Raw genomic sequence first — 10,859 nt, forward strand, 5'->3', positions numbered from 1 at the left:
ATACCAACCACTCTAAGTATTTAAGTTTGTTACTTATACCAATTCTTTAGTATACAAAAATACTTCAAATATACCTTATTCAGCTGAGCATTCGGAGGACGGAGACTCCCGCCCCAGGAAGGGACAGGTGAGACCCCGCAGAGCGAAGCTCGAGGAGGCTCACCGCCCGGGGGCAGGAAAGCGCAGTCCTCCGAAGGCTCAGCGGTTCTTATACGTAGATCAGCTTCTATATCTCGCCTCAATCGCTCTCGCATGTGCCTCGAGGCCTTCAAGACGGGCGAATTTTGCTACTTTGCTGCCGTGCTCGTCAAAGGCTGCTTTGCTGTAGGAGATGATGCTCGACTTTTTGACGAAGTCATCAACTGACAGCGGGCTCGAGAATCGGGCAGTGCCGCTTGTAGGCAGGGTATGGTTAGGTCCCGCAAAGTAGTCTCCGATCGGCTCAGAGCTGTAGCGCCCGACGAAGATCGCGCCTGCATGGCGGATTTTACCGATGAGCTCCATCGCATTTTCCGTCTGCACTTCAAGGTGCTCAGGCGCGATCTGATTGACTGCTTCTACTGCCTCATCAATCGATTCCGCTACATAGATTGCACTGTGTTCTTCGATTGCCACGCGCGCCATTTCATGCCTTGGCAGTTCGTTTAACTGTAATTTAACTTCTTTCTGAACAGCCTCAGCAAGCGATCGTGAAGTCGTCACAAGATTGGCCTGGGACAATTCACCATGTTCTGCCTGGGATAATAGATCCGCTGCGACCTCATGTGCAACAGCTGTGTCGTCTGCAAGTACCGTCACGTCACTCGGACCTGCGATCATATCAATATCAACAATCCCGAATACTTCCCTTTTTGCTAAGGCAACAAAGATATTTCCGGGACCCGTAATTTTATCTACAGGGTCAATCGTTTCTGTGCCGTAAGCAAGCGCCGCGACTGCCTGGGCGCCGCCGATTTTATAGATTTCTCTTACACCGGCAAGCCGGGCTGCTGCAAGAACGCCTGCCGGTACTTTACCATCTCTCCCTGGAGGTGTGACCATTACGATCCGCTTCACACCTGCAACCTGGGCCGGAATGGCATTCATCAGAACGGATGAAGGATAGGCAGCTGTTCCACCGGGTACATAGATACCGGCCGCATCAAGTGCCGTTACTTTTTGTCCAAGCAGTGTACCGTTTTCCTCAGTCGTCATCCATGACTGCTGGACCTGCTTTTCATGAAAAGAACGGATATTATTTGAAGCTTCCTGCAAAATCGCAAGCAGTTCTTCATCGAGCTCCAGTAATGCTGCATCCACTTCATCATCCGTCACTCTTAATGACTCAAGCTTTACACCGTCAAACTGCTCCGTGTAAAAGCGGACGGCTTCGTCACCTTTCTTCTTCACCTGATCAATAATCTCCTGCACACTCTTCCGCTGCGCCTCAGTCCCCTGATCAAGCGACTGGCGCGGAATCTTGTCTTCATTTAGAAAACGAATCTTCATATCAAGCATTTCCTTTCTCATTACAAAATGGGATGAATAGGTATGATCCGCAGCGCTGATCGCAGTGGAAGGCGGCGACTCCGGGACGATTAGAGGGAAGCTGAGACCCCACAGCCGAAGGCGAGGGATCAAGATTGGACCACGTAACGGTCCACCGTCCGGAAAGCGTCCGCCTGGAACGTAGATCAGGCGCCAGCTTGTTAAAATCATACTGATTATCCGTTCACAACCTTCTCAAGCCTGTCCGTCATTTCACTGATCCGGTCATGCATCAGGCGGTAACTCACCGGATTGGCAATCAGCCGTGACGTAATATCCACAATATGCTCGTACTCTACCAGGCCGTTTTCCTTTAACGTACGGCCAGTCGACACGATATCCACAATCCGGTCCGTCAGTCCGATAATCGGTGCAATCTCAATCGAACCGTTCAGCTTAATGATCTCAACCTGCTCGCCCTGTTCTCTGAAATAAGACGATGCGACATTCGGATACTTTGTTGCGATCCGTGGGGCCACTTCATTCATTTCCGTATCAGGAAGCCCTGCTACCGCTAAATAGCAGTGGCTGATTTTCAAGTCCAGCAGTTCATATACGTGCCGCTCTTCTTCAAGCATCACGTCTTTACCGGCAATGCCGATATCCGCTACTCCATGCTCCACATAAGTCGGAACGTCCATCGGTTTTGCTAAAATAAAGCGCAGATTCTCTTCCGGCACTTCAATGATCAGCTTTCTCGAATCATCAAATTCAGGCGGCAGGTTGTAGCCAGCCTCCTTCAGCATGACGACCGCTTCTTCAAATATACGCCCTTTAGGCATGGCAATCGTTAATTCCTTCATGCCTGATCCCCTGCCTTTCCAATAAACGAATACACTTCTTTAAATCCTGCAGTAAAACTGTCCAGGTCTGTGACACCTTTTACATCCTGTACGATCACAGGCTGTTGATTCTCTCTGAATTCGGCCGCTTTTGCCGCAGCTTCTTTTCTCCGTTCAGCTGAAAATAAGATGAGTGCCGGCTGAGCCTGTACCACACTTTTGCCGAGCGCTTCCATCAGGTAATCCATTCTGATGCCAAACCCTGTTGCGCCCACTTCCGCACCAAATTTCTTCAGCAGGTTATCATAACGCCCACCGTTACCGAGTACGAATCCTACGTTATCTGCGTATACTTCAAACAGAACGCCCGTATAATACGACATATGACTAACGAGTGACACATCCATTTTCACATAATCCTCAACGCCATAATCCTTTAACACTGACAATAATTCCTCAAGCTCCCGCAGTGCACCGCGCCCGCCTTCTCCTTCTAAAAGGGCTTCCGCTTTCTCAATCGATCCGCCATTACCCTGAATATGAAGAACATCAATCAGTCTCTTTTTATCAATAGAAGAAAGCGGCAATGAGTCAACATGCTTTCTGTAGCCTACATAATTCTTTTCATAAAGGTGTTTCCTTAACTTTTCAGCACGTTCTTCTGTACCGACAATCTGCAGAAACAGCTCCTGTAGAAAGCCGACATGACCGACTGCAATTGTGAAGTCTTTCAGACCAGAGGCTTTCAGAACTGAAGCCATAAGTGCAATTGTTTCAGCGTCCGCACTGACAGTTGAATCACCGATCAGCTCTACGCCAATCTGTTCAAATTCAGCAGGTCTCCCACCTTCACGCTGTTGTGCACGGAACAGATTTGCTGCATACGCAAGTCTCAGTGGATTGCGGTCTTTTAACAGCTTTGATGCTGCAACACGTGCAATCGGTGTTGTCATATCAGGGCGTAACACTAATGTTCTGCCCTGCTGATCAAGCAGTTTGAATAGCTGCTGATCTAAAATGGCTGATGCTTCGCCGACTGTTTCGTCGTATTCAAGGGCCGGTGTTTCCATGAATTCATAGCCCCAGTTCATCATTTCGTTTTCAATGTTCATGCGGATTTCTTTTTTCAAGCTATATAAATGAGGAAACGTATCTCTCATTCCGATCGGTTTTTCAAACATAAACAGCTTTGACACCGTCTCCACAACCTTTCATGAATTGGTTATCTGAAACGCTGACCCTTTCCGGTGAGGGCTGCGCTTTCCTGCCCCCGGGCGGTGAGCCTCCTCGAGCTGCGCTCTGCGGGGTCTCACCTGTCCCTTTCTGGGGCGGGAGTCTCCGCCCTCCACTCCAAGGGTCAGCTCAGTATAAGTAATAGTAAATTGATCGTAAAAAACAAAGTTTGTTGCATTAAATATTGTCATTAAGCGTATCTAATCATTATACCCTATCAAGCTCGTAATACTCGAATAATTGACTGAATCCTTTAGTTCGCTAATACGATAACAAAATAAAGATATTGTGTAGTTTACTAGGGATGGGGTGGTTAGTCAAGGGGTGTGTTTCGACGTGTATGCGGTGATGCATCAGCGTATTTGAATATGAAATGGTCGTTTAGCGCGGGACACACGTAATGCTTTAAGAAACTAAGGTTTGTTTCCTAAGTGCGTGAAGAGCGGCTTCGCTTTTCACAGGCTTCAGTTGTAGTGTTTTGGCTTGTAGCTGTCACGTTTTTGCCTCCAGCTGTAGGATACACCAGGGTTTGCTGTAGTGAGACGTGCCATAGTTGTAATGAGACAGCCCGCAGCTGCAGTGAGCCACCGCCACGATCCTCGCTGCAAAAGCTCAGCCATACTAAAAAAAGACACCTCCCTAAGGAGATGTCTCTCGATCATTTAGATCATAGTTTCAATTTCTGCTTCTGCTTTCAGCTCTTCAAGGTGAGCCATCAGTAGTTCCTGCTGTTGCTGATCAGTCAGGATTGTTACGATTTGGTCACGTGTTTCTTCAAGCGGAGGTACTTCCTGTCCAGCTTCTTCACCCTGGGCAGCTGCCTCGTCATAGTATGTCTGGATTTCTTCGTCAGTCGGCTCTTCCACTGGAGCTACCTGTTCGATATACTTATCGAATTTAATTGAATCAGCCATACGCTCACGGAGTTCAGCTTCTTCCATACCCTGTGCTGTCATAATTTCGTTCAGGGCTTCTTCACCGCCGTTTTGCTCAGCAAATGTTGCGTATTCCTCGTTGATCTCTTCTTCACTTGCTTCAAGTCCAGCTTCTTCTGCTTTTTGAAGAATCAGTGTCTGATTCGTCAGCAGTTCAATTGTCTGTGTTTTAATCTGTTCTGCTGCTTCTTCAGTCGTAGGATCCTGACCCATACGCTGGAAGTTGTTTTGTGCAGATCCAAGTGCTTGATTGTATTCTGCACCCAGAATTTCTTCACCGTTAATTGTCATAACGACTTCATCTTCAGCAACCTGCTGTTCTTCAAGTGCAGCCTGCATGTCTTCCATAGCCTGCTGTTGTTCTTCAGTCGCCTGCTGCTCTTCAGCAGTTGGTTCTTCTGTTCCTTCAGCTTCTGTATTTGCCGCTTCTTCATCATCACTGCATGCCGCTAGCCCTAGTGCCAGTGCACCTGCAGCGAAAGGAAGAAAGATTTTTTTAAAGTTCATTTCGGTAAAACCCCTTTCGAATTTCCAAAATCTCTAATTTCTAAGCCTAGATTGCATTGTAACGAATATTAGAGAAAAAGCAAACCTTTAACACTTATTTTCACTAAATTGAAACATCGGTGTAACGAAGTTGGGGTCTGTCCCAGCCTCACTTTAAGTTAACCTTTATAAAAATTAGGTTGACTTAAAAATCACTGTCCAATATAATTTGGTTTGTACATCATACAATACATATTAAATGAAAAGAGGAATGAACATGGTTAAATCACCCGTTCACGGAATGGTGCTGGCATCACTTTTTGCTGCACTGATGGCAATTGGCGCTAATATTACTTCAATTGTGCCGATCCTTGTGATTGGCAATGTGCCGGTCACGCTGCAGACTGTTGTCTGTCTGATTGCAGGTATCCTGCTTGGTAAGAAGTGGGGTCCGATTGCAATGACTGTTTACTTAATGATTGGTCTTGCTGGTATGCCTGTATTTGCAGGTTGGGGAGGCGGTCTTGGTACGCTGATCAGTCCTACATTCGGATTTATTCTTTCTTATATTGTCGTTGCCTGGTTTGTCGGTTGGATGACTGAAAAGCATAAGTCGTTTGCAGTACTGGTGGCAGCAGCGCTGATCGGTTCTGTGATCAATTACGTGCTTGGAACCAACTGGATGTATATGGCATATAAACTCTGGTTTAACGCTCCGGAAGGGTTCACGTATACGATGGCATGGGTATGGATGCTGCCGACGATTCCCAAGGATATTATTCTTTCGTTCGTGGCAGCGGTTGTCGGGGCAAAGATGCTTCAGGTATTCCCGCAAACGCGCGTGGCAAAATCAAGTATTCCAGCTTAAATACAAAAAGAGCAGAGGAGTTAATCCTGCTGCTCTTTTTTCTGTTCAGGCATTTTAATAATCTGCATCGGGTTGCCCCCTGCAAATGCACCAGCCGGCACGTCACGATGAACGAGTGTGGCAGCTGAAATCACTGCGCCGTCTCCGATTACAACGCCGGGCAGGACAGTTGAGTTGGCGCCAATCATGACATTATCGCCTATGATCACTTCACCAAGCCTGTATTCCTCAACGAGATATTCATGCGCCAGAATTGTAGAGTTATAGCCAATAATCGTATTCCGGCCTACTTTAATCATTTCAGGATAAAGTGTATCCGGCATCACCATGAGCGCAAAAGCTGTCTTTTCGCCGACTTTCATGCCAAGCAGGTTCCGATACAGCCAGTTTTTCACACTGAAAAACGGTGTATACCTAGCCGTTTGCAATACAACAAAGTTGCGTGCCACTTTAAAAAACGAAACGGTTTTATAGAGCTGCCAAAGCGAGTTTGATCCTTCTACAGGATAACGCTTCGTTCTTCTCATGAGCCGCTTTCCTCAATCACCTTCAATAATTCACTCATATGCTCAAGCATATAATCAGGATGATACGTTTCGAGGTAGCCCCTTCCCTTTGAGGTCCAGGCAACTCCTGCTGTTAACGTCCCCGCGTTTTTGCCGCCTTCTATGTCGTGGTGGTTATCACCAACCATGATGGCGGAGTCCGCTGTCGATCCAAGTGCATCAAGAGCCTTGTTGAGCGGTTCCGGGTCCGGTTTTGCGCGCTCGACGTCATCGAGTCCAATCACCACGTCGAAATACTGATCCAGGTTCATCAGCTTCAACCCTTTTCGCACCATGTCATGACGCTTTGTGGATACGATGGCGAGCTTGATACCACGTTCATGTAGTGCTTTAACGGTCTCGTCCACTCCTTCAAAAGGGGTGACGAGCTCGTCGTGCATCTTCATATTAAAGGCTCTGTAGTAGTCCACCATTTCCTGCGTTTTTTCAGGGTTCAGTGACTGAAATGAATCAACGAGCGGCGGCCCCATGAATTGAAGTACATCATCGCGTCCGTACTCACCTGGATAATAATGATCCATCACGTGTAAAAATGAAGAAATGATTAATTCGTTTGTATTAATTAATGTGCCGTCAAGGTCAAACAGCACAGTATCAATGCGGTTGCTCATAGCTTGGTTCTCTCCTCTCAGCCCTGTTCCAGATTGCAGCGACAGTAATGGTCAGTATGACTGCTGTTGTCAGACGGATCAGTAAAAGCGGCAGGATCGGGATGCCCAGTGGAATAAAGATCAGTGTATCCTCAACGACTGCGTGACAGGCAACGAGGAAAATAAACGCAAGTGTTGCATCCTTTTTGCTGACACCGTCTTCCTGAACCGCTTTAATCATGACACCTGCGCCGTACGCAAGGCCGATTGTCAGCCCTGCTACCAGGGTCATAGACGTATTTTCTTTCATGCCAAGCCCTCTTGTAACAGGGGCCATCCAGCGTGAAAATACATCCAGCCATTTCAGGTCACGCATGATCTGAATGACAACCATTAACGGAATGACGATCATCGCAAGCTGCAGAACGCCAAACGCTGCCTTCTCAAGTCCCAGCAACAGAATCGATCCCCAGCCGCTTATATCCGGCTCACTTACAGGTACCATGCCGTACTGGGCGATCTCACCGCCGCCGCTCCAGACAAGGTTAATGACAATCGCTGACCCAAATGCAAGTCCGAGTCTCACAAGCAGGATCACCCAAAGTTTGACGCCTACCTTTAACGCAACGCCTGTTTCTATTAACAGGTTATGTGAAAAAGATAGCATGACTGCAATGATAAATACTTCTTTTACCGTCATTTCAAGCGATAGAATACCGGCAATTCCGGCATATAAATTTAACAGATTTCCTAAAACGAGCGGTACGGCTGCTTCACCGCTCAGACCGAACAGTCCCATAAAAGGGGCAATCAGGTCAGTGATGAAGCCGAGCACAGGTGTGAATTGAAGAATCGTGATCAGAAATGTGATTGGAAAAATAATCTTCCCCAATGTCCACGTCGTATTCAGTCCTGCTTTCAAGCCGTCTTTTATCGTCTGTTGATTCATGTCCTTCACCTAATTTCGTTTATCAGCGTAGCGTGTTGTGATGCCCTTGCCAAATCTGCGGTACAGAATAAGCGCGACTGCAACGATCACAAGCAGAATGGAAATCGCCTGTGCCACACGGATTGTCTCAGTGAGCATCAGGCTGTCAGTCCGCAGTCCTTCTACAAATGCCCGTCCAACTGAATACCAGATCACATAGCTGAGGAAAATCTCCCCGCGGATTGGATTCACTTTTCGAAGAAGCAGAAGCAGGATCAGTCCTGCAAAGTTCCAGACAGATTCATATAAAAATGTCGGGTGATAATAAGCGAAGCTGCCATTTACCTCAATATACATCTGATTGATAATCCAGTCTGGAATAAAAAGTCCTTCAAGGAAACTGCGTGACACTTCACCGCCGTGCGCTTCCTGATTAATAAAGTTCCCCCAGCGCCCAAGCATCTGTCCTAAAATAATACTTGGCGCTGCGATATCGACAATCTTCCAGAATGAAAGATTCTTTATTTTTGCAAATACAACACCCGTGGCTACTGAACCGATCAGTGCCCCGTGAATGGCAATCCCGCCATTCCAGATAGCCACGATCTCACCCGGATTCTGAGAATAATAGTCCCATTGAAAAATCACATAATAAATTCTCGCACTGATGATCGCGATCGGCACTGCCCAGATCAAAAGGTCAGCAAACATATCCTTTGGCATGCCAAGTCTGTCAGCTTCACGGTTTGCAAGTAAATAACCGAGTACAATGCCAGTTCCGATAATCAGTCCATACCATGCCACACTGAGCGGCCCGACGCTGAATGCAACCGGATCGATCGGCTGGGCTGTTAATAACATCATCTCTGTTCCTCCTGATTAAATATCGTCATGGTCGCCGTCAACAATAATATCGTTCAGACGGTTTGAAAATTGCTCCGCTGCATTCATCCCCATTCTTTTCAGACGGAAGTTCATTGCGGCTACTTCAATAATAACTGCAAGGTTTCGTCCGGGTCTGACAGGCAGCGTGATCTTCGTAATATCTGTATCAATAATCCGCATTGTTTCTTCATCCAGACCAAGACGGTCATACTGCTTCGTCTTATCCCAAATCTCAAGGTCAATCACCAGTGTTACGCGCTTATGACTGCGCACTGCCCCAGCCCCGAACAGCGTCATGACATTAATAATGCCAAGTCCCCTGATCTCCAGCAGATGCTCAATCAGTTCAGGAGATGATCCAATCAGTGTATCCGTATCCTCCTGGCGAATCTCCACGCTGTCATCAGCAACCAGACGGTGTCCACGCTTTACTAATTCAAGCGCCGTTTCACTTTTACCAACACCGCTTTTACCTGTAATCAGCACACCAACACCGTAAATGTCCACAAGCACTCCGTGAAGCGCTGTTGTCGGTGCAAGCTTACTTTCCAGAAAATTTGTCAGCCGGCTTGAAAAACGCGTTGTTTTCACAGGCGTCCTCATCACCGGTACCTGGCTCAGCTCAGAAGCTTCAATTAATTCCTTTGGCACTTCAATATCGCGTGACAAAATAATGCCAGGCGTATTATCCGTGCATAACTGCCTCATCCGGTCCTTCTTCTCATCCGTTGACAGCAGCTCATAAAATGACATCTCTGTCCGGCCGAGCAGCTGAATCCGCTCAGCAGGATAATAGCTGAAGTAACCAGCCATCTCAAGACCTGGTCTTGAAATATCACTCGTCGTAATCGGACGGTGAATCCCTTCCTCACCGCTCACAAGCTCCATCTTAAACTTCTCAATAATCTCATTCGTCGTTACCTTAGCCATATCGATCCTCCCTGCTCATCTCACATACAGTCTATTGTAGCACTTTGAAAAATGAAGGACTACATTAGAAAGCCGAAATGTTTTGACAAAAGGTGTCTGAATGGCTGGTGGGGAACGATCTGTTTTATGGGGGACGGAGTTGGCACTCCATTTCTGGGGACAGACTTTGCGCGAGGGCAGTGGGCTTTGGGGACGGAGTTCGCACTCCATTCCCGGGGACAGACTTCGCCCGAAGCGGAAGGCTTTGGGGACGGAGTTAACACTCCACTCACAGGGGACAGACTTGCGCCGAGACGGAGAGCTCTGGGGACGAAGTTAACACTCCACTACAAATTCAGGAGGGATCATATGACAATTGTGTGTATTGATGCAGGGCACAGCTATGACACACCGGGTAAAAGAAGTCCGGATGGGATGAATGAGTATGCATTTAACAGAGCAGCTGCTTTAGCTGCTAAGAAAATGCTGCTGAAGGAAGGGATTACTGTACTGACACCGCACCGGGATGATCACGATGTACCTTTATCAGCAAGAACAAACCTGGCAAATGACAGTAGGGCTGATCTGTTTGTATCTATTCATGCGAATGCATTTGGCGGTAACGTGTGGAAAGGTGTAAAAGGGATCGAGACTTATATTCATCCTCTTCACTCGCATGAAGAAAAGAAGCTTGCTCAAACTGTACATAGCAAGCTGATTAAAGCAGTTAACAGACCGGACAGAGGAATTAAAACAGCTGACTTTCACGTGTTACGTGAAAGCAAAATGCCAGCATTGCTTATTGAATGCGGGTTTATGACGAACCGGGAAGACAAGCAGCTGCTTGCAAGTGAGGATTACCGAATCAAATGCGGTGAAGCGATAGCTGAGGGCATTCTTGATTATCTGGGGAGATCGAGAAAAATTTATTTTGTACAAACAGGAGCTTTCTCTCAAAAAGAACTCGCTCAGAAACAGGTGGCGGCTTTAGAAAAAGCAGGTTTTGAGGCGATTATTAAATAAACAAAAAGAAGCCGGGTATGCAGTTCACAATGTGAACTGCCCCCCGTCAAGTAGACAGTGGAAATAATAAAAGTGATTTAAGCGGCTTTCGCTCTATATTCTATAGGGCTGAGGCCGTTTAATCGTT

At 47.0% G+C, this 10,859-nt stretch carries 11 protein-coding genes; 2 read left to right on the forward strand and 9 right to left on the reverse strand.

Annotated features, from left to right (window positions below; all coding sequences use genetic code 11):
• Window positions 1–219: 219 nt before the first annotated feature.
• The 4 genes from hisD to JOD21_RS13550 all read right to left on the reverse strand — a co-directional run bounded on the left by hisD (window position 220) and on the right by JOD21_RS13550 (window position 4,984).
• Complete coding sequence (gene hisD, locus JOD21_RS13535; RefSeq protein ID WP_204730135.1) at window positions 220–1,488, reverse strand: histidinol dehydrogenase; 1,269 nt, start codon at window positions 1,486–1,488, stop codon at window positions 220–222.
• 215 nt (window positions 1,489–1,703) lie between these two features.
• Complete coding sequence (gene hisG, locus JOD21_RS13540) at window positions 1,704–2,330, reverse strand: ATP phosphoribosyltransferase (protein WP_204730124.1); 627 nt, start codon at window positions 2,328–2,330, stop codon at window positions 1,704–1,706.
• Window positions 2,327–3,505, reverse strand: a complete 1,179-nt coding sequence (locus JOD21_RS13545) for an ATP phosphoribosyltransferase regulatory subunit (RefSeq protein ID WP_204730125.1) — start codon at window positions 3,503–3,505, stop codon at window positions 2,327–2,329. The genes hisG and JOD21_RS13545 overlap by 4 nt, the downstream gene beginning before the upstream one ends.
• A gap of 699 nt (window positions 3,506–4,204) precedes the next feature.
• Window positions 4,205–4,984 (reverse strand): SurA N-terminal domain-containing protein, encoded by a 780-nt coding sequence (locus JOD21_RS13550; protein WP_204730126.1) that lies wholly within the window; start codon window positions 4,982–4,984, stop codon window positions 4,205–4,207.
• Window positions 4,985–5,240: 256 nt separating this feature from the next.
• Here JOD21_RS13550 and JOD21_RS13555 point away from each other — a divergent pair, with 256 nt between their 5' ends.
• Window positions 5,241–5,831 (forward strand): biotin transporter BioY, encoded by a 591-nt coding sequence (locus tag JOD21_RS13555; protein ID WP_239581590.1) that lies wholly within the window; start codon window positions 5,241–5,243, stop codon window positions 5,829–5,831.
• 20 nt (window positions 5,832–5,851) lie between these two features.
• Here the strand turns inward: JOD21_RS13555 and JOD21_RS13560 are convergent, their stop codons facing one another.
• Genes JOD21_RS13560 through hprK form a run of 5 tightly spaced genes read right to left on the reverse strand, consistent with a single transcriptional unit; the run spans window position 5,852 to window position 9,730 of the window.
• On the reverse strand, window positions 5,852–6,358 hold the full coding sequence (locus JOD21_RS13560; RefSeq protein WP_204730128.1) for an acyltransferase: 507 nt from the start codon (window positions 6,356–6,358) through the stop codon (window positions 5,852–5,854).
• Window positions 6,355–7,008: a pyrophosphatase PpaX gene (ppaX, locus tag JOD21_RS13565; protein WP_204730129.1), complete on the reverse strand. Its 654-nt coding sequence runs from the start codon at window positions 7,006–7,008 to the stop codon at window positions 6,355–6,357. Before ppaX ends, JOD21_RS13560 begins: the two co-directional genes overlap by 4 nt.
• On the reverse strand, window positions 6,992–7,936 hold the full coding sequence (locus JOD21_RS13570; protein WP_204730130.1) for a nucleoside recognition domain-containing protein: 945 nt from the start codon (window positions 7,934–7,936) through the stop codon (window positions 6,992–6,994). Before JOD21_RS13570 ends, ppaX begins: the two co-directional genes overlap by 17 nt.
• Before the next feature lie 9 nt (window positions 7,937–7,945).
• On the reverse strand, window positions 7,946–8,776 hold the full coding sequence (gene lgt / locus JOD21_RS13575) for a prolipoprotein diacylglyceryl transferase (protein WP_239581595.1): 831 nt from the start codon (window positions 8,774–8,776) through the stop codon (window positions 7,946–7,948).
• Between the two features lie 18 nt (window positions 8,777–8,794).
• A complete protein-coding gene (gene hprK, locus JOD21_RS13580; RefSeq protein WP_204730132.1) occupies window positions 8,795–9,730 on the reverse strand; it encodes an HPr(Ser) kinase/phosphatase in 936 nt (311 codons plus the stop codon).
• 348 nt (window positions 9,731–10,078) lie between these two features.
• Here hprK and JOD21_RS13585 point away from each other — a divergent pair, with 348 nt between their 5' ends.
• Window positions 10,079–10,732, forward strand: coding sequence for an N-acetylmuramoyl-L-alanine amidase (locus tag JOD21_RS13585; protein WP_204730133.1), 654 nt, complete (start codon window positions 10,079–10,081; stop codon window positions 10,730–10,732).
• Window positions 10,733–10,859: the final 127 nt, after the last annotated feature.

Source organism: Jeotgalibacillus terrae, from assembly GCF_016908195.1.
GTDB lineage: Bacteria > Bacillota > Bacilli > Bacillales > Jeotgalibacillaceae > Jeotgalibacillus > Jeotgalibacillus terrae.

Coding starts and splice junctions, on each gene's coding strand:
- hisD (WP_204730135.1), bottom strand. CDS start 1,488: ATGAAGATTCGTTTTCTAAATGAAGACAAGATTCCGCGCCAGTCGCTT.
- hisG (WP_204730124.1), bottom strand. CDS start 2,330: ATGAAGGAATTAACGATTGCCATGCCTAAAGGGCGTATATTTGAAGAA.
- JOD21_RS13550 (WP_204730126.1), bottom strand. CDS start 4,984: ATGAACTTTAAAAAAATCTTTCTTCCTTTCGCTGCAGGTGCACTGGCA.
- JOD21_RS13555 (WP_239581590.1), top strand. CDS start 5,241: ATGGTTAAATCACCCGTTCACGGAATGGTGCTGGCATCACTTTTTGCT.
- JOD21_RS13560 (WP_204730128.1), bottom strand. CDS start 6,358: ATGAGAAGAACGAAGCGTTATCCTGTAGAAGGATCAAACTCGCTTTGG.
- ppaX (WP_204730129.1), bottom strand. CDS start 7,008: ATGAGCAACCGCATTGATACTGTGCTGTTTGACCTTGACGGCACATTA.
- JOD21_RS13570 (WP_204730130.1), bottom strand. CDS start 7,936: ATGAATCAACAGACGATAAAAGACGGCTTGAAAGCAGGACTGAATACG.
- lgt (WP_239581595.1), bottom strand. CDS start 8,776: ATGTTATTAACAGCCCAGCCGATCGATCCGGTTGCATTCAGCGTCGGG.
- hprK (WP_204730132.1), bottom strand. CDS start 9,730: ATGGCTAAGGTAACGACGAATGAGATTATTGAGAAGTTTAAGATGGAG.
- JOD21_RS13585 (WP_204730133.1), top strand. CDS start 10,079: ATGACAATTGTGTGTATTGATGCAGGGCACAGCTATGACACACCGGGT.